This is a genomic window from Salmonella sp. A29-2 (genome assembly GCF_020150755.1).
Classification (GTDB): domain Bacteria; phylum Pseudomonadota; class Gammaproteobacteria; order Enterobacterales; family Enterobacteriaceae; genus Salmonella; species Salmonella enterica.
Window position 1 is genome coordinate 3,946,876 of record NZ_CP083731.1, and the last position, 16,583, is coordinate 3,963,458.

Annotated in this window: 17 protein-coding genes and 4 pseudogenes; 8 read left to right on the forward strand and 13 right to left on the reverse strand. The window is 54.0% G+C overall.

Translation table 11 applies throughout. The features are described from left to right. Positions 1-39: 39 nt before the first annotated feature. The 5 genes and pseudogenes from K8W53_RS19165 to K8W53_RS19185 form a co-directional block, all read left to right on the forward strand. A complete protein-coding gene (locus K8W53_RS19165; protein ID WP_001120888.1) occupies positions 40-1,533 on the forward strand; it encodes an IS91-like element ISVsa3 family transposase in 1,494 nt (497 codons plus the stop codon). A 30-nt stretch (positions 1,534-1,563) separates the two neighbouring features. Next, positions 1,564-2,448: a DUF3363 domain-containing protein gene (locus K8W53_RS19170; protein ID WP_012728215.1), complete on the forward strand. Its 885-nt coding sequence runs from the start codon at positions 1,564-1,566 to the stop codon at positions 2,446-2,448. Positions 2,449-2,664: 216 nt separating this feature from the next. Next, entirely contained in the window at positions 2,665-3,879 is a 1,215-nt protein-coding gene (gene floR / locus K8W53_RS19175) for a chloramphenicol/florfenicol efflux MFS transporter FloR (protein ID WP_065311137.1), read from the forward strand. Between the two features lie 27 nt (positions 3,880-3,906). Beyond that, positions 3,907-4,212, forward strand: coding sequence for a LysR family transcriptional regulator (locus tag K8W53_RS19180; RefSeq protein ID WP_001255015.1), 306 nt, complete (start codon positions 3,907-3,909; stop codon positions 4,210-4,212). Positions 4,213-4,323: 111 nt separating this feature from the next. After that, positions 4,324-4,533 (forward strand): annotated as a pseudogene (locus K8W53_RS19185) (IS91 family transposase); the annotation flags it as partial. Here the strand turns inward: K8W53_RS19185 and K8W53_RS19190 are convergent. Further along, a pseudogene (locus K8W53_RS19190) lies at positions 4,479-4,757 on the reverse strand (tetracycline resistance MFS efflux pump); the annotation flags it as partial. The pseudogenes K8W53_RS19185 and K8W53_RS19190 sit on opposite strands and share 55 nt — an antisense overlap. Before the next feature lie 63 nt (positions 4,758-4,820). On the opposite strand from K8W53_RS19190, the gene K8W53_RS19195 reads away from it, so the two are divergent. Together K8W53_RS19195 and K8W53_RS19200 are read left to right on the forward strand one after the other, a co-directional pair. Beyond that, on the forward strand, positions 4,821-5,525 hold the full coding sequence (locus K8W53_RS19195) for an IS6-like element IS26 family transposase (RefSeq protein ID WP_001067858.1): 705 nt from the start codon (positions 4,821-4,823) through the stop codon (positions 5,523-5,525). 421 nt (positions 5,526-5,946) lie between these two features. Then, positions 5,947-6,822 carry an extended-spectrum class A beta-lactamase CTX-M-55 gene (locus K8W53_RS19200; protein ID WP_015387340.1) on the forward strand — a complete coding sequence of 292 codons (876 nt, stop codon included), beginning with the start codon at positions 5,947-5,949 and terminating at the stop codon, positions 6,820-6,822. A gap of 46 nt (positions 6,823-6,868) precedes the next feature. On the opposite strand, the gene K8W53_RS19205 is transcribed toward K8W53_RS19200, so the two are convergent. The 3 genes and pseudogenes from K8W53_RS19205 to K8W53_RS19215 form a co-directional block, all read right to left on the reverse strand. After that, positions 6,869-7,345 (reverse strand): WbuC family cupin fold metalloprotein, encoded by a 477-nt coding sequence (locus tag K8W53_RS19205; RefSeq protein ID WP_013023839.1) that lies wholly within the window; start codon positions 7,343-7,345, stop codon positions 6,869-6,871. A gap of 258 nt (positions 7,346-7,603) precedes the next feature. Then, positions 7,604-8,347, reverse strand: a pseudogene (gene bla / locus K8W53_RS19210) (class A beta-lactamase); the annotation flags it as partial. A 49-nt stretch (positions 8,348-8,396) separates the two neighbouring features. Beyond that, entirely contained in the window at positions 8,397-9,101 is a 705-nt protein-coding gene (locus tag K8W53_RS19215; RefSeq protein WP_001067855.1) for an IS6-like element IS26 family transposase, read from the reverse strand. 385 nt (positions 9,102-9,486) lie between these two features. On the opposite strand from K8W53_RS19215, the gene K8W53_RS19220 reads away from it, so the two are divergent. Continuing rightward, positions 9,487-9,903 (forward strand): fosfomycin resistance glutathione transferase FosA3, encoded by a 417-nt coding sequence (locus tag K8W53_RS19220; protein ID WP_014839980.1) that lies wholly within the window; start codon positions 9,487-9,489, stop codon positions 9,901-9,903. Positions 9,904-9,907: 4 nt separating this feature from the next. On the opposite strand, the gene K8W53_RS19225 is transcribed toward K8W53_RS19220, so the two are convergent. The 9 genes and pseudogenes from K8W53_RS19225 to K8W53_RS19265 all read right to left on the reverse strand — a co-directional run bounded on the left by K8W53_RS19225 (position 9,908) and on the right by K8W53_RS19265 (position 16,575). Then, a complete protein-coding gene (locus tag K8W53_RS19225) occupies positions 9,908-10,426 on the reverse strand; it encodes a FidL-like protein (RefSeq protein ID WP_014839979.1) in 519 nt (172 codons plus the stop codon). Next, positions 10,426-11,214, reverse strand: coding sequence for a winged helix-turn-helix domain-containing protein (locus tag K8W53_RS19230; protein WP_014839978.1), 789 nt, complete (start codon positions 11,212-11,214; stop codon positions 10,426-10,428). Before K8W53_RS19230 ends, K8W53_RS19225 begins: the two co-directional genes overlap by 1 nt. Before the next feature lie 19 nt (positions 11,215-11,233). After that, positions 11,234-11,659, reverse strand: a pseudogene (locus K8W53_RS19235) (TetR/AcrR family transcriptional regulator); the annotation flags it as partial. A gap of 54 nt (positions 11,660-11,713) precedes the next feature. Beyond that, a complete protein-coding gene (locus K8W53_RS19240; RefSeq protein WP_001067855.1) occupies positions 11,714-12,418 on the reverse strand; it encodes an IS6-like element IS26 family transposase in 705 nt (234 codons plus the stop codon). Between the two features lie 125 nt (positions 12,419-12,543). After that, positions 12,544-13,299, reverse strand: a complete 756-nt coding sequence (locus K8W53_RS19245; protein WP_012372818.1) for a 16S rRNA (guanine(1405)-N(7))-methyltransferase RmtB1 — start codon at positions 13,297-13,299, stop codon at positions 12,544-12,546. Positions 13,300-13,468: 169 nt separating this feature from the next. Then, on the reverse strand, positions 13,469-14,329 hold the full coding sequence (locus K8W53_RS19250; protein ID WP_000027057.1) for a broad-spectrum class A beta-lactamase TEM-1: 861 nt from the start codon (positions 14,327-14,329) through the stop codon (positions 13,469-13,471). Between the two features lie 182 nt (positions 14,330-14,511). Further along, complete coding sequence (locus K8W53_RS19255; RefSeq protein ID WP_001235713.1) at positions 14,512-15,069, reverse strand: recombinase family protein; 558 nt, start codon at positions 15,067-15,069, stop codon at positions 14,512-14,514. Positions 15,070-15,349: 280 nt separating this feature from the next. Beyond that, complete coding sequence (locus tag K8W53_RS19260; RefSeq protein ID WP_001067858.1) at positions 15,350-16,054, reverse strand: IS6-like element IS26 family transposase; 705 nt, start codon at positions 16,052-16,054, stop codon at positions 15,350-15,352. A gap of 11 nt (positions 16,055-16,065) precedes the next feature. Further along, positions 16,066-16,575, reverse strand: coding sequence for an AAA family ATPase (locus K8W53_RS19265; RefSeq protein ID WP_065523405.1), 510 nt, complete (start codon positions 16,573-16,575; stop codon positions 16,066-16,068). Between the last annotated feature and the right edge of the window lie 8 nt (positions 16,576-16,583).

Here is a 16,583-nt window from a genome sequence, read left to right on the forward strand (position 1 = left end):
TAGACTGTATGTAAACACAGTATTGCAAGGACGCGGAACATGCCTCATGTGGCGGCCAGGACGGCCAGCCGGGATCGGGATACTGGTCGTTACCAGAGCCACCGACCCGAGCAAACCCTTCTCTATCAGATCGTTGACGAGTATTACCCGGCATTCGCTGCGCTTATGGCAGAGCAGGGAAAGGAATTGCCGGGCTATGTGCAACGGGAATTTGAAGAATTTCTCCAATGCGGGCGGCTGGAGCATGGCTTTCTACGGGTTCGCTGCGAGTCTTGCCACGCCGAGCACCTGGTCGCTTTCAGCTGTAAGCGTCGCGGTTTCTGCCCGAGCTGTGGGGCGCGGCGGATGGCCGAAAGTGCCGCCTTGCTGGTTGATGAAGTACTGCCTGAACAACCCATGCGTCAGTGGGTGTTGAGCTTCCCGTTTCAGCTGCGTTTCCTGTTTGCCAGCCGGCCCGAGATCATGGGGTGGGTGCTGGGCATCGTTTACCGCGTCATTGCCACGCACCTGGTCAAGAAAGCGGGCCATACCCACCAAGTGGCCAAGACGGGCGCGGTCACCCTGATCCAGCGTTTTGGATCGGCGCTCAATCTGAATGTTCACTTCCACATGCTGTTTCTCGACGGTGTGTATGTCGAGCAATCCCACGGCTCAGCGCGTTTCCGCTGGGTCAAGGCGCCGACCAGCCCAGAGCTCACCCAGCTGACGCACACCATCGCCCACCGGGTGGGTCGCTATCTGGAACGGCAAGGCCTGCTGGAACGGGATGTCGAAAACAGCTATCTGGCCTCGGATGCGGTGGATGACGACCCGATGACACCCCTGCTGGGGCACTCGATCACTTACCGTATCGCTGTCGGTTCACAGGCGGGGCGAAAGGTGTTCACTTTGCAAACTCTGCCGACCAGTGGTGATCCGTTCGGTGACGGGATTGGCAAGGTAGCCGGGTCCAGCCTGCACGCCGGCGTGGCGGCCAGGGCCGATGAACGCAAGAAGCTCGAACGGCTGTGCCGGTACATCAGCCGCCCGGCGGTATCCGAGAAGCGGCTGTCGTTAACACGAGGCGGCAACGTGCGCTACCAGCTCAAGACGCCGTACCGGGACGGCACCACGCACGTCATTTTCGAACCATTGGATTTCATTGCAAGGCTGGCCGCCCTGGTACCGAAGCCCAGAGTCAACCTAACCCGCTTCCACGGGGTGTTCGCACCCAACAGTCGGCACCGGGCGTTGGTCACGCCGGCAAAACGGGGCAGGGGCAACAAGGTCAGGGTGGCTGATGAACCGGCAACACCAGCACAACGGCGAGCGTCGATGACATGGGCGCAACGGCTCAAGCGTGTTTTCAATATCGACATCGAGACCTGCAGCGGCTGCGGCGGCGCCATGAAAGTCATCGCCTGCATTGAAGACCCTATAGTGATCAAGCAGATCCTTGATCACCTGAAGCACAAAGCCGAAACCAGCGGGACCAGGGCGTTACCCGAAAGCCGGGCGCCACCGGCTGAGCTGCTCCTGGGTCTGTTTGACTGACGAGCCTGAAGGCCAACGATACCAATCAAAATGCTGCGTTCACAGCGCCGCGGCAGGGATCCGCCGTGCTGGTTGTCGGAAAAGGAGCCGCTAGTGGGAAAGAGGAGGGTAAATTTTCAGCGTTGCTGGCTCCCCGTCAGCCGGATTGGGTTGCATCGCAGGGGTGTCGAAAGAGTCAACTGCGGTCCAAAGCTGTTGGACTTGGGTGAAAAGGGCGTTTATTCTTCCTATACGTGCCGCGTTCCAGGCGGCGACTATGAGGGCTATGTCGATGCCCATGTGCGCCGGCTGGAGGCGCTACGCCGGGCCGGTATCGTCGAGCGGATCGACGCCGACCAATGGCGCATCCCCGATGATCTGGTCAGCCGTGCCGCCGCCCATGACGCCGGCCGAGACAGTCAGGCCAGCGTTCGCGTCCTTTCCCCGGTCGATCTGAACAAACAGATCGGATCGGACGGCGCGACCTGGCTGGACCGGCGGCTGATCCACGGCGAGACGGCCGACCTTGCGCCAACCGGCTTCGGGCAACAAGTCCGCGAAGCCATGGACCAGCGCCGCGAGCACCATATCGAACAGGGCGACGCCACCCGCAGCCGGGACAGCCGCGTCTTCTACCGGCGCAACCTTCTCGCCATCCTGCGGGAGCGCGAGGTAGTCGGCGTCGGATCGGATATGGCTTTGAGTAAGGGCCTGCCGTTCCGCGCCGCCACGGACGGCGAGAGCGTCAGCGGCAAGTTTACCGGAACCGTGCATCTATCGAGCGGCAAGTTCGCCGTGGTCGAGAAATCCCATGAGTTCACCCTTGTCCCGTGGCGGCCGATCATCGACCGCCAACTCGGCCGCGAGGTTATGGGCATCGTGCAGGGCGGGTCGGTGTCGTGGCAGTTAGGGCGGCAGAGGGGGCTGGAACGCTGAGTGCGCCCATGCCGCATTGCGAAGCAAAAGATAATCGGATAAAATGTAGCAATTCATATTCGTAAGCGTGGAGTAATCAGATGGGAAATTCCAAGTCAGCAGACAAGTAAGCCGCAACAACCAGTATTGTTGTTGCGGCGCTCTGTAAGGCTAGTCTCATCTGATTGCTGACGAGCAGACGTCGCCCGGTATTCCTTAATCGAGGGTTGATTCGTCATGACCACCACACGCCCCGCGTGGGCCTATACGCTGCCGGCAGCACTGCTGCTGATGGCTCCTTTCGACATCCTCGCTTCACTGGCGATGGATATTTATCTCCCTGTCGTTCCAGCGATGCCCGGCATCCTGAACACGACGCCCGCTATGATCCAACTCACGTTGAGCCTCTATATGGTGATGCTCGGCGTGGGCCAGGTGATTTTTGGTCCGCTCTCAGACAGAATCGGGCGACGGCCAATTCTACTTGCGGGCGCAACGGCTTTCGTCATTGCGTCTCTGGGAGCAGCTTGGTCTTCAACTGCACCGGCCTTTGTCGCTTTCCGTCTACTTCAAGCAGTGGGCGCGTCGGCCATGCTGGTGGCGACGTTCGCGACGGTTCGCGACGTTTATGCCAACCGTCCTGAGGGTGTCGTCATCTACGGCCTTTTCAGTTCGGTGCTGGCGTTCGTGCCTGCGCTCGGCCCTATCGCCGGAGCATTGATCGGCGAGTTCTTGGGATGGCAGGCGATATTCATTACTTTGGCTATACTGGCGATGCTCGCACTCCTAAATGCGGGTTTCAGGTGGCACGAAACCCGCCCTCTGGATCAAGTCAAGACGCGCCGATCTGTCTTGCCGATCTTCGCGAGTCCGGCTTTTTGGGTTTACACTGTCGGCTTTAGCGCCGGTATGGGCACCTACTTCGTCTTCTTCTCGACGGCTCCCCGTGTGCTCATAGGCCAAGCGGAATATTCCGAGATCGGATTCAGCTTTGCCTTCGCCACTGTCGCGCTTGTAATGATCGTGACAACCCGTTTCGCGAAGTCCTTTGTCGCCAGATGGGGCATCGCAGGATGCGTGGCGCGTGGGATGGCGTTGCTTGTTTGCGGAGCGGTCCTGTTGGGGATCGGCGAACTTTACGGCTCGCCGTCATTCCTCACCTTCATCCTACCGATGTGGGTTGTCGCGGTCGGTATTGTCTTCACGGTGTCCGTTACCGCGAACGGCGCTTTGGCAGAGTTCGACGACATCGCGGGATCAGCGGTCGCGTTCTACTTCTGCGTTCAAAGCCTGATAGTCAGCATTGTCGGGACATTGGCGGTGGCACTTTTAAACCGTGACACAGCGTGGCCCGTGATCTGTTACGCCACGGCGATGGCGGTACTGGTTTCGTTGGGGCTGGTGCTCCTTCGGCTCCGTGGGGCTGCCACCGAGAAGTCGCCAGTCGTCTAACCGACGACTGGTAGCAGGCCCGCTCCGATGCGGCGCACTAACCATCGAAACCTCGTGAATGTCGGTATCCTGTCTGGCAGGATACCGCTCATTTCCCTTGTTCAGTTCATCGCCGTCGCCGAGCATCTGAATTTTCGGCATGCGGCCAAGGCACTTGGTATCAGCCAGTCGAGCGTCAGCGCGCGTGTGAAAGCGCTGGAGGATAACCTTGGTGTCCTGCTATTTGAGCGCCATGCGCGGGGCGTTCGGCTAACAGACGCAGGCAGGCACTTCATGGAGCGTGTCACGGCGGGTGTCGATCAACTCGATCACGCAGTGAAGACCGCGGAGTGACGGGCACTGGCTGGCAATGTCTAGCAACGGCAGGCATTTCGGCTGAGGGTAAAAGAACTTTCCGCTAAGCGATAGACTGTATGTAAACACAGTATTGCAAGGACGCGGAACATGCCTCATGTGGCGGCCAGGACGGCCAGCCGGGATCGGGATACTGGTCGTTACCAGAGCCACCGACCCGAGCAAACCCTTCTCTATCAGATCGTTGACGAGTATTACCCGGCATTCGCTGCGCTTATGGCAGAGCAGGGAAAGGAATTGCCGGGCTATGTGCAACGGGAATTTGAAGAATTTCTCCAAAGCCCGCGACGCAGCGCCGGCAGGCAGAGCAAGTAGAGGGCAGCGCCTGCAATCCATGCCCACCCGTTCCACGTTGTTATAGAAGCCGCATAGATCGCCGTGAAGAGGAGGGGTCCGACGATCGAGGTCAGGCTGGTGAGCGCCGCCAGTGAGCCTTGCAGCTGCCCCTGACGTTCCTCATCCACCTGCCTGGACAACATTGCTTGCAGCGCCGGCATTCCGATGCCACCCGAAGCAAGCAGGACGGCACTGTTGCAAATAGTCGGTGGTGATAAACTTATCATCCCCTTTTGCTGATGGAGCTGCACATGAACCCATTCAAAGGCCGGCATTTTCAGCGTGACATCATTCTGTGGGCCGTACGCTGGTACTGCAAATACGGCATCAGTTACCGTGAGCTGCAGGAGATGCTGGCTGAACGCGGAGTGAATGTCGATCACTCCACGATTTACCGCTGGGTTCAGCGTTATGCGCCTGAAATGGAAAAACGGCTGCGCTGGTACTGGCGTAACCCTTCCGATCTTTGCCCGTGGCACATGGATGAAACCTACGTGAAGGTCAATGGCCGCTGGGCGTATCTGTACCGGGCCGTCGACAGCCGGGGCCGCACTGTCGATTTTTATCTCTCCTCCCGTCGTAACAGCAAAGCTGCATACCGGTTTCTGGGTAAAATCCTCAACAACGTGAAGAAGTGGCAGATCCCGCGATTCATCAACACGGATAAAGCGCCCGCCTATGGTCGCGCGCTTGCTCTGCTCAAACGCGAAGGCCGGTGCCCGTCTGACGTTGAACACCGACAGATTAAGTACCGGAACAACGTGATTGAATGCGATCATGGCAAACTGAAACGGATAATCAACGCCACGCTGGGATTTAAATCCATGAAGACGGCTTACGCCACCATCAAAGGTATTGAGGTGATGCGTGCACTACGCAAAGGCCAGGCCTCAGCATTTTATTATGGTGATCCCCTGGGCGAAATGCGCCTGGTAAGCAGAGTTTTTGAAATGTAAGGCCTTTGAATAAGACAAAAGGCTGCCTCATCGCTAACTTTGCAACAGTGCCCGTACAAGGGAGTGTATGAAAAATGTCTGGTATAATAAGAATATCATCAATAAAATTGAGTGTTGCTCTGTGGATAACTTGCAGAGTTTATTAAGTATCATTGCAGCAAAGATGAAATCAATGATTTATCAAAAATGATTGAAAGGTGGTTGTAAATAATGTTACAATGTGTGAGAAGCAGTCTAAATTCTTCGTGAAATAGTGATTTTTGAAGCTAATAAAAAACACACGTGGAATTTAGGTTTCATTCTGGCGACGTCCGTATTTGCCTTTCGGAAGCATAAAATCGGACGCGTTGTGGCTCGCTTCAGGTAAAATATTGACTATTCATGTTGTTGTTATTTCGTCTCTTCCAGAATAAGGAATCCCATGGTTAAAAAATCACTGCGCCAGTTCACGCTGATGGCGACGGCAACCGTCACGCTGTTGTTAGGAAGTGTGCCGCTGTATGCGCAAACGGCGGACGTACAGCAAAAACTTGCCGAATTAGAGCGGCAGTCGGGAGGCAGACTGGGTGTGGCATTGATTAACACAGCAGATAATTCGCAAATACTTTATCGTGCTGATGAGCGCTTTGCGATGTGCAGCACCAGTAAAGTGATGGCCGTGGCCGCGGTGCTGAAGAAAAGTGAAAGCGAACCGAATCTGTTAAATCAGCGAGTTGAGATCAAAAAATCTGACCTTGTTAACTATAATCCGATTGCGGAAAAGCACGTCAATGGGACGATGTCACTGGCTGAGCTTAGCGCGGCCGCGCTACAGTACAGCGATAACGTGGCGATGAATAAGCTGATTGCTCACGTTGGCGGCCCGGCTAGCGTCACCGCGTTCGCCCGACAGCTGGGAGACGAAACGTTCCGTCTCGACCGTACCGAGCCGACGTTAAACACCGCCATTCCGGGCGATCCGCGTGATACCACTTCACCTCGGGCAATGGCGCAAACTCTGCGGAATCTGACGCTGGGTAAAGCATTGGGCGACAGCCAACGGGCGCAGCTGGTGACATGGATGAAAGGCAATACCACCGGTGCAGCGAGCATTCAGGCTGGACTGCCTGCTTCCTGGGTTGTGGGGGATAAAACCGGCAGCGGTGGCTATGGCACCACCAACGATATCGCGGTGATCTGGCCAAAAGATCGTGCGCCGCTGATTCTGGTCACTTACTTCACCCAGCCTCAACCTAAGGCAGAAAGCCGTCGCGATGTATTAGCGTCGGCGGCTAAAATCGTCACCGACGGTTTGTAATAGCGGAAACGGAATGGGGAAACTCATTCCGTTTTTGTTTATCGCCTTAGACGGCAAAAGTGCTGTCGCCCACCTGCGCTTGCGCATACCAGGCCATAAGCTCCGTGGTTCCTGGTTCTCCTTCCGCTGGAGCCCAGTGCGCATAGTCATCGGCAGCCACGGGTTGATAGCCACCGTGTTTTACTTCAAAAATTATGCCACCGGTATCCAGCGACAGCACGGCATGCCAGGTTCCTGCGGCCATCTCCAGCACCGTACAGGTTTCCCCCAATATCGCCCGATGGGTGACGGTACCCCGATCGTCAAAATTCAGCACCACGAAACGACCCCTTAATGGCAACAGTAGCTCGAAGGTGTGAGGGTGTCGGTGCGGGCGCACGTAGGTCCCAGGTTCCATGGCAATAGCCAGACGTTGGACCGAATCGCTTAATTCTGGATGGAAATTACGGTGCGCGCGGAGCCGAGGCGATTGCACAGCCGCTGCGCTCTGTTGCTGCATATCGCTCATGGTAATTTGTTTCATCAGGATGACCTTGTCGATTAATGAATTGGGGGGGATTACCGTATGACGTCAGGGTGACAGAACCCGCAGAGCAAGTGAAGAACTGGGTTTGCCAATTTTTCCCTATCCTGATTTACTGAAATGGTATTGACGGTAGTGCTGATATTCAGGCCACTTTTTTAGTTGATAAAAGTCTGTAATTCTTTTTACCGTCTGGGAAAAATTTACGGTGGTAATCACCCCCCAATTATTTCAGTATGAGTAAACTTGGTCTGACAGTTACCAATGCTTAATCAGTGAGGCACCTATCTCAGCGATCTGTCTATTTCGTTCATCCATAGTTGCCTGACTCCCCGTCGTGTAGATAACTACGATACGGGAGGGCTTACCATCTGGCCCCAGTGCTGCAATGATACCGCGAGACCCACGCTCACCGGCTCCAGATTTATCAGCAATAAACCAGCCAGCCGGAAGGGCCGAGCGCAGAAGTGGTCCTGCAACTTTATCCGCCTCCATCCAGTCTATTAATTGTTGCCGGGAAGCTAGAGTAAGTAGTTCGCCAGTTAATAGTTTGCGCAACGTTGTTGCCATTGCTGCAGGCATCGTGGTGTCACGCTCGTCGTTTGGTATGGCTTCATTCAGCTCCGGTTCCCAACGATCAAGGCGAGTTACATGATCCCCCATGTTGTGCAAAAAAGCGGTTAGCTCCTTCGGTCCTCCGATCGTTGTCAGAAGTAAGTTGGCAGCAGTGTTATCACTCATGGTTATGGCAGCACTGCATAATTCTCTTACTGTCATGCCATCCGTAAGATGCTTTTCTGTGACTGGTGAGTACTCAACCAAGTCATTCTGAGAATAGTGTATGCGGCGACCGAGTTGCTCTTGCCCGGCGTCAACACGGGATAATACCGCACCACATAGCAGAACTTTAAAAGTGCTCATCATTGGAAAACGTTCTTCGGGGCGAAAACTCTCAAGGATCTTACCGCTGTTGAGATCCAGTTCGATGTAACCCACTCGGGCACTGTTGCAAAGTTAGCGATGAGGCAGCCTTTTGTCTTATTCAAAGGCCTTACATTTCAAAAACTCTGCTTACCAGGCGCATTTCGCCCAGGGGATCACCATAATAAAATGCTGAGGCCTGGCCTTTGCGTAGTGCACGCATCACCTCAATACCTTTGATGGTGGCGTAAGCCGTCTTCATGGATTTAAATCCCAGCGTGGCGCCGATTATCCGTTTCAGTTTGCCATGATCGCATTCAATCACGTTGTTCCGGTACTTAATCTGTCGGTGTTCAACGTCAGACGGGCACCGGCCTTCGCGTTTGAGCAGAGCAAGCGCGCGACCATAGGCGGGCGCTTTATCCGTGTTGATGAATCGCGGGATCTGCCACTTCTTCACGTTGTTGAGGATTTTACCCAGAAACCGGTATGCAGCTTTGCTGTTACGACGGGAGGAGAGATAAAAATCGACAGTGCGGCCCCGGCTGTCGACGGCCCGGTACAGATACGCCCAGCGGCCATTGACCTTCACGTAGGTTTCATCCATGTGCCACGGGCAAAGATCGGAAGGGTTACGCCAGTACCAGCGCAGCCGTTTTTCCATTTCAGGCGCATAACGCTGAACCCAGCGGTAAATCGTGGAGTGATCGACATTCACTCCGCGTTCAGCCAGCATCTCCTGCAGCTCACGGTAACTGATGCCGTATTTGCAGTACCAGCGTACGGCCCACAGAATGATGTCACGCTGAAAATGCCGGCCTTTGAATGGGTTCATGTGCAGCTCCATCAGCAAAAGGGGATGATAAGTTTATCACCACCGACTATTTGCAACAGTGCCGTAATTATTTAGGATATAGCTCTGTGATTTAGTCTTTTTAGGGCGTTTATTTATGTCTTTATGCTGTAATGTCGGTGCTGATTTGGTCTTCAATAAGGCGATTTTTAGCCCGCTTTTTCCGGGGGGATGAAATGTTATTGGATTGCTAAATGATTTCAAAAAAGGGGTAACATAGAGCGGGGATTAGTGTGGCGAGGCGCAGGTTTCCGATGGCAGGCTAAACGCAAAAAATGCGCTTTTTAGCCGGTGATGAGGTGAGGCCGGGAGGGGATGCGTCGCCGATCACAGTTTACAACAGGGTTTGATAACGGGAGGAAAAGTCATGCTGCAGGGATTGAATCATCTGACGCTGGCGGTCAGCGATCTGGCGTCAAGCCTGGCATTTTATCAGCAGTTACCTGGAATGCGCCTGCACGCCAGCTGGGATAGCGGAGCCTATCTCTCCTGTGGGGCGCTGTGGCTGTGCTTGTCGCTGGATGAGCAGCGGCGTAAAACGCCCCCTCAGGAAAGCGACTATACCCACTACGCCTTCAGCGTGGCGGAAGAAGAGTTTGCCGGGGTGGTGGCTCTGCTGGCGCAGGCGGGGGCTGAGGTATGGAAAGATAACCGCAGTGAAGGGGCGTCTTACTATTTTCTCGACCCTGACGGCCATAAGCTGGAGCTGCATGTGGGGAATCTGGCGCAGCGGCTGGCCGCCTGTCGCGAACGCCCCTACAAGGGGATGGTCTTTTTTGATTGACGGGTTAGTTCAGCTTACTGCCGGATTTCAACGTGCAGATCCACAGCGGTGAATTGATAGAGCTGAGCAAGATAGCCTTTTCGTTGAGCTTCTGAGCGTTGAGAAACAGCCCGTCGTGGCTGTCGGACATCTCGCGCATAAAGTAGTCGAAAATCACGTTCGGCGATTCATCAATCGAGGAGGCGCTCGATTCCCACTGATTGATGCGGTAATGACGCTCGGTGGCCGAGATGCGTTTGCTGCTGTAGGTAAACTTCACGTAGCGTTGCAGGTAGAGCCAGCCGGCGGCGGAGTCGGTGTAACCTTCGACCACCATCGAGCCTTTACCCTGCGCGCCAAAATTGAAGTGAATATTGCCGTTAACGTTCTCTTTGTCCATGTTCTCAAAGCGCATGATGCCCTTAGTGGAACAGCTCATGACACCCGCGTTGTCGGCAGGCAGCAGCCGCCAGGCGCTAAACGCGGCGGCGGCAATAAATACCAGAACGCAGAGGGCAAAGAACGGACGCGGCGCGAGTCTCATTACGGCTTCCAGGAGTAGTAAAAGTAGTTATCGCAATAGCTGAACGGGTTATCTTCATGCATGGCGCAGTGGGCAAGGAACACGCGCCCCAGCCCGTTGGTTTCGAGCCGATCGCCGTAGAAGAAAAGAAAACGTTCACCGGGTTTACAGGCAATATTCAGCCGCTGGCGTACCTCATCGAAGTTTTTGCCGTAGGACTCTTCACTGACCGAACGTCGCATTTCATCGCTGGCCAGCAGTTCGCACTGGCTATGGCTGAGGCGGGTCAGCGCGATAGGCTGGGATTCACTGATGCCGACCAGACTGAAGGCAACCAGAAGCAGGGCAATGGTGAGCAAGCAGGCTCCGGCCATGTACCAGCACATCCCGCGAGCATGTGCGGAGCGCGGTGCGTCTGGCGTTGTCGTAACGGGCGGCGGTTCGGCAGGCGTCTGTTGTGGTGAAACCGGCGGCGCGTCGTCCAGCGCTTCGATAATGACCTCGGGATTAAGCTGCAAATAGCCGCGCGAGACGGTGACGATGATGTTATCGACGCCGTAATGGCGAAAGGTCTTCCGCAGCATGCTGAGATACTGATTCAGATTGCTGTTGGATGAGGTTAATCCATTGTCATCCCAGACTTTTTTCAGAACATCTTCCCGGCTGACAATCTCGGTATGGCGCAGAAAATAGTTAAACAGGGCGCTGGCGGTGAGGGATAGCTGGCTGTCCGGTTCATCGCTTTGCGGCAGCGTCAGGGTTCCGTCGGTGGCGTCGTAGATAAAACGGGCATTGATGTTGTAGCGCATCGCGGCCTCAGTCTGTGCTTCACGCGGGAAGCGTCATTTTATTCAGGGAGTCAACCAGCGCGCGACGGTGGTCGGCGCTCATGGTGATCCCTTCCGTCAACTCCGAAAGCCAGATGCCGTCAGCGGCGTAGCGCACCAGCGTGCCGGTTGGGCTGTTATCCAGCTCATCGCCCTGCGCCAGTTTCTCCAGCATCCAGTCGCGCCAGCATTTGCGCAGCACCGGTTCATCGGGCATTGCCAGCGACAAAACCATAAGCTGGCGGCTTTCATGGGTGTCCGTGAGATCCGCCAGATAGTTCAGATAGGCGCGGGTAAACCGGCCATAGCTCACGCCATCCTGTTGCATCAGCGCGGTAATCGCTTCTTCCATGATTGCCAGCAGACGCGCGAACAGGGCGAATATTAGCGCCTGCTTGTTCGGGAAATGGTGGATAAGGCCGCCTTTACGGCACTGTTGCAAAGTTAGCGATGAGGCAGCCTTTTGTCTTATTCAAAGGCCTTACATTTCAAAAACTCTGCTTACCAGGCGCATTTCGCCCAGGGGATCACCATAATAAAATGCTGAGGCCTGGCCTTTGCGTAGTGCACGCATCACCTCAATACCTTTGATGGTGGCGTAAGCCGTCTTCATGGATTTAAATCCCAGCGTGGCGCCGATTATCCGTTTCAGTTTGCCATGATCGCATTCAATCACGTTGTTCCGGTACTTAATCTGTCGGTGTTCAACGTCAGACGGGCACCGGCCTTCGCGTTTGAGCAGAGCAAGCGCGCGACCATAGGCGGGCGCTTTATCCGTGTTGATGAATCGCGGGATCTGCCACTTCTTCACGTTGTTGAGGATTTTACCCAGAAACCGGTATGCAGCTTTGCTGTTACGACGGGAGGAGAGATAAAAATCGACAGTGCGGCCCCGGCTGTCGACGGCCCGGTACAGATACGCCCAGCGGCCATTGACCTTCACGTAGGTTTCATCCATGTGCCACGGGCAAAGATCGGAAGGGTTACGCCAGTACCAGCGCAGCCGTTTTTCCATTTCAGGCGCATAACGCTGAACCCAGCGGTAAATCGTGGAGTGATCGACATTCACTCCGCGTTCAGCCAGCATCTCCTGCAGCTCACGGTAACTGATGCCGTATTTGCAGTACCAGCGTACGGCCCACAGAATGATGTCACGCTGAAAATGCCGGCCTTTGAATGGGTTCATGTGCAGCTCCATCAGCAAAAGGGGATGATAAGTTTATCACCACCGACTATTTGCAACAGTGCCCAAAAGAGGAACGAAAAATATTTTTCGTTCCTCTTTTTTAGATGATTTGCCTTCTGATTGGCTTATCCATTCTTTTTTATCAAGTATATAAGTTCTGTTCCGATGGTCTTTTTATCCTCAATCTCAAACTCGGCGGGCAAGCCGCCCTCGAACCATGCGGCGTAGTTCGCCTCCATGCCTTTTCCACGCCCGCCTAAACTACGCGTGGGAAAGCTGACAGCCATGCGCGGGGTATTGAGGGATTGTAAAAGTGCCATGGCAGAACCGGCCTGCTCCCGCTCCAGCAGGGGCAAAAGCTTAAAAATCAGCGCCAGGTCGCCGGCTTCGGCGGGCGGCGCACACAGCACATCCTGCAGGGCAAAGGTAAAATCCCAATCTTTTTCCCTAGCAAAGGGGGTGATGACATCCCCCAATCCCTGGTGGATATCACAGCCCCACACGGATGCAATGCCGCGCTCGTATAGCGCCAAGGGGTTAAGACCGCAGGCGATATCCAGCACGCGGCGGGGAGTTTCGGCTGAAAAGATAAAATCGTACAGGGTATCCAGCTCGGCCAGTCGCTCCTTGGTGGAGGCATGCAGCGACAATGCCTTTTTTACATCGCCCGCAGAAAGCGCGGCGGCAGCAGCCTTGAGCGATTCCGGGGTGACATATGCCCCGCAAATTCCATGCAGCCGGGTGCGTGCAGCCTCTACGGTCTGTTTGGGGGATTTATGCCGCCCCCATTCCTCAGTCAGGATGCGCCGCACGGTATCCGGGCAAAGGGCGCGGTATTTTTTTGAGGCCAGGATGGAGGTGAGGGCATCGTTGATGTTCATCGGTGTCTCCTAAATCGTTTTCGGGGTCTGACGCTCAGTGGAACGAAAACTCACGTTAAGGGATTTTGGTCATGAGATTATCAAAAAGGATCTTCACCTAGATCCTTTTAAATTAAAAATGAAGTTTTAAATCAATCTAAAGTATATATGAGTAAACTTGGTCTGACAGTTACCAATGCTTAATCAGTGAGGCACCTATCTCAGCGATCTGTCTATTTCGTTCATCCATAGTTGCCTGACTCCCCGTCGTGTAGATAACTACGATACGGGAGGGCTTACCATCTGGCCCCAGTGCTGCAATGATACCGCGAGACCCACGCTCACCGGCTCCAGATTTATCAGCAATAAACCAGCCAGCCGGAAGGGCCGAGCGCAGAAGTGGTCCTGCAACTTTATCCGCCTCCATCCAGTCTATTAATTGTTGCCGGGAAGCTAGAGTAAGTAGTTCGCCAGTTAATAGTTTGCGCAACGTTGTTGCCATTGCTGCAGGCATCGTGGTGTCACGCTCGTCGTTTGGTATGGCTTCATTCAGCTCCGGTTCCCAACGATCAAGGCGAGTTACATGATCCCCCATGTTGTGCAAAAAAGCGGTTAGCTCCTTCGGTCCTCCGATCGTTGTCAGAAGTAAGTTGGCAGCAGTGTTATCACTCATGGTTATGGCAGCACTGCATAATTCTCTTACTGTCATGCCATCCGTAAGATGCTTTTCTGTGACTGGTGAGTACTCAACCAAGTCATTCTGAGAATAGTGTATGCGGCGACCGAGTTGCTCTTGCCCGGCGTCAACACGGGATAATACCGCACCACATAGCAGAACTTTAAAAGTGCTCATCATTGGAAAACGTTCTTCGGGGCGAAAACTCTCAAGGATCTTACCGCTGTTGAGATCCAGTTCGATGTAACCCACTCGTGCACCCAACTGATCTTCAGCATCTTTTACTTTCACCAGCGTTTCTGGGTGAGCAAAAACAGGAAGGCAAAATGCCGCAAAAAAGGGAATAAGGGCGACACGAAAATGTTGAATACTCATACTCTTCCTTTTTCAATATTATTGAAGCATTTACCAGGGTTATTGTCTCATGAGCGGATACATATTTGAATGTATTTAGAAAAATAAACAAATAGGGGTTCCGCGCACATTTCCCCGAAAAGTGCCACCTGACGTCTAAGAAACCATTATTATCATGACATTAACCTATAAAAATAGGCGTATCACGAGGCCCTTTCGTCTTCAAGAATTTTATAAACCGTGGAGCGGGCAATACTGAGCTGATGAGCAATTTCCGTTGCACCAGTGCCCTTCTGATGAAGCGTCAGCACGACGTTCCTGTCCACGGTACGCCTGCGGCCAAATTTGATTCCTTTCAGCTTTGCTTCCTGTCGGCCCTCATTCGTGCGTTCTAGGATCCTCCGGCGTTCAGCCTGTGCCACAGCCGACAGGATGGTGACCACCATTTGCCCCATATCACCGTCGGTACTGATCCCGTCATCAATGAACCGGACTGCCACGCCCTGAGCGTCAAATTCCTTTATCAGTTGGATCATATCGGCAGTGTCGCGGCCAAGACGGTCGAGCTTCTTAACCAGAATGACATCACCTTCCTCCACCTTCATCCTCAGCAAATCCAGCCCTTCCCGGTCTGTTGAACTGCCGGATGCCTTATCGGTAAATATACGGTTTGCTTTCACACCTGCGTCTTTGAGTGCTCTGACCTGAAGATCAAGAGACTGCTGACTGGTTGAGACCCGAGCGTAACCAAAAAGTCGCATAAAAATGTACCTTAAATCGAATATCGGACAACTCATGTCTATTATTACAAATTTACGATTTAATAGACATATTAATGTAACAGTTTTACGATGTCCGATAATTTATAACATTTCGTACGGTTGGAAAAATGTTACTAAATGCCCGTCAGGCAGGGAGGCCGATATGCCCGTTGACTTTCTGACCACTGAGCAGACTGAAAGCTATGGCAGATTCACCGGTGAACCGGAGGCACTGTTGCAAAGTTAGCGATGAGGCAGCCTTTTGTCTTATTCAAAGGCCTTACATTTCAAAAACTCTGCTTACCAGGCGCATTTCGCCCAGGGGATCACCATAATAAAATGCTGAGGCCTGGCCTTTGCGTAGTGCACGCATCACCTCAATACCTTTGATGGTGGCGTAAGCCGTCTTCATGGATTTAAATCCCAGCGTGGCGTTGATTATCCGTTTCAGTTTGCCATGATCGCATTCAATCACGTTGTTCCGGTACTTAATCTGTCGGTGTTCAACGTCAGACGGGCACCGGCCTTCGCGTTTGAGCAGAGCAAGCGCGCGACCATAGGCGGGCGCTTTATCCGTGTTGATGAATCGCGGGATCTGCCACTTCTTCACGTTGTTGAGGATTTTACCCAGAAACCGGTATGCAGCTTTGCTGTTACGACGGGAGGAGAGATAAAAATCGACAGTGCGGCCCCGGCTGTCGACGGCCCGGTACAGATACGCCCAGCGGCCATTGACCTTCACGTAGGTTTCATCCATGTGCCACGGGCAAAGATCGGAAGGGTTACGCCAGTACCAGCGCAGCCGTTTTTCCATTTCAGGCGCATAACGCTGAACCCAGCGGTAAATCGTGGAGTGATCGACATTCACTCCGCGTTCAGCCAGCATCTCCTGCAGCTCACGGTAACTGATGCCGTATTTGCAGTACCAGCGTACGGCCCACAGAATGATGTCACGCTGAAAATGCCGGCCTTTGAATGGGTTCATGTGCAGCTCCATCAGCAAAAGGGGATGATAAGTTTATCACCACCGACTATTTGCAACAGTGCCCATGGAAGCCGTTCCCTTGCGGCCAAGCATCGGGCGACATTCGCTAATCGCCACTCTCGAATCTCCGCATTTCGATTCGGGTCAGGATGCATGGTCTGGTTCGCGATCCGGTGACGCAATAGGTCCTCGTTGAGCGTCAGAAAGATGTGCAGCAGCTGATCGTCGATCCGCCTTACCCCGTCGAGTATCTCAGTCAGATAGTCCGGGTGCACGAGCGTCATTGGGATGATGATGTCCTGCGAGTAATTCCTTCGAATCTCCCTGACCGCCGCGATCGTAAGTCCCCTCCACAAGGGGAGATCCTGATAGTCTCCGCTCGCTGGCATGGGGACCGTTTCTTTCACCACGAACCCGATTTCCTCGGGGTCAAAGATCAGCGATTTGGAACGCCGATCGCGCAGCCGCTTAGCGAGCGTCGTCTTTCCGGCGCCGAAAGGTCCGTTGATCCAGATTATCATTGTCGACG

Excerpts from the sequence above, each read along its gene's own strand:
- K8W53_RS19200 (WP_015387340.1), top strand. The coding sequence starts at position 5,947 with ATGGTTAAAAAATCACTGCGCCAGTTCACGCTGATGGCGACGGCAACC.
- K8W53_RS19225 (WP_014839979.1), bottom strand. The coding sequence starts at position 10,426 with ATGAGACTCGCGCCGCGTCCGTTCTTTGCCCTCTGCGTTCTGGTATTT.
- K8W53_RS19205 (WP_013023839.1), bottom strand. The coding sequence starts at position 7,345 with ATGAAACAAATTACCATGAGCGATATGCAGCAACAGAGCGCAGCGGCT.
- K8W53_RS19220 (WP_014839980.1), top strand. The coding sequence starts at position 9,487 with ATGCTGCAGGGATTGAATCATCTGACGCTGGCGGTCAGCGATCTGGCG.
- K8W53_RS19255 (WP_001235713.1), bottom strand. The coding sequence starts at position 15,069 with ATGCGACTTTTTGGTTACGCTCGGGTCTCAACCAGTCAGCAGTCTCTT.
- K8W53_RS19195 (WP_001067858.1), top strand. The coding sequence starts at position 4,821 with ATGAACCCATTCAAAGGCCGGCATTTTCAGCGTGACATCATTCTGTGG.
- K8W53_RS19240 (WP_001067855.1), bottom strand. The coding sequence starts at position 12,418 with ATGAACCCATTCAAAGGCCGGCATTTTCAGCGTGACATCATTCTGTGG.
- K8W53_RS19165 (WP_001120888.1), top strand. The coding sequence starts at position 40 with ATGCCTCATGTGGCGGCCAGGACGGCCAGCCGGGATCGGGATACTGGT.
- floR (WP_065311137.1), top strand. The coding sequence starts at position 2,665 with ATGACCACCACACGCCCCGCGTGGGCCTATACGCTGCCGGCAGCACTG.
- K8W53_RS19260 (WP_001067858.1), bottom strand. The coding sequence starts at position 16,054 with ATGAACCCATTCAAAGGCCGGCATTTTCAGCGTGACATCATTCTGTGG.
- K8W53_RS19180 (WP_001255015.1), top strand. The coding sequence starts at position 3,907 with ATGCGGCGCACTAACCATCGAAACCTCGTGAATGTCGGTATCCTGTCT.
- K8W53_RS19250 (WP_000027057.1), bottom strand. The coding sequence starts at position 14,329 with ATGAGTATTCAACATTTTCGTGTCGCCCTTATTCCCTTTTTTGCGGCA.
- K8W53_RS19230 (WP_014839978.1), bottom strand. The coding sequence starts at position 11,214 with ATGCGCTACAACATCAATGCCCGTTTTATCTACGACGCCACCGACGGA.
- K8W53_RS19265 (WP_065523405.1), bottom strand. The coding sequence starts at position 16,575 with ATGATAATCTGGATCAACGGACCTTTCGGCGCCGGAAAGACGACGCTC.
- K8W53_RS19215 (WP_001067855.1), bottom strand. The coding sequence starts at position 9,101 with ATGAACCCATTCAAAGGCCGGCATTTTCAGCGTGACATCATTCTGTGG.
- K8W53_RS19170 (WP_012728215.1), top strand. The coding sequence starts at position 1,564 with ATGCTGCGTTCACAGCGCCGCGGCAGGGATCCGCCGTGCTGGTTGTCG.
- K8W53_RS19245 (WP_012372818.1), bottom strand. The coding sequence starts at position 13,299 with ATGAACATCAACGATGCCCTCACCTCCATCCTGGCCTCAAAAAAATAC.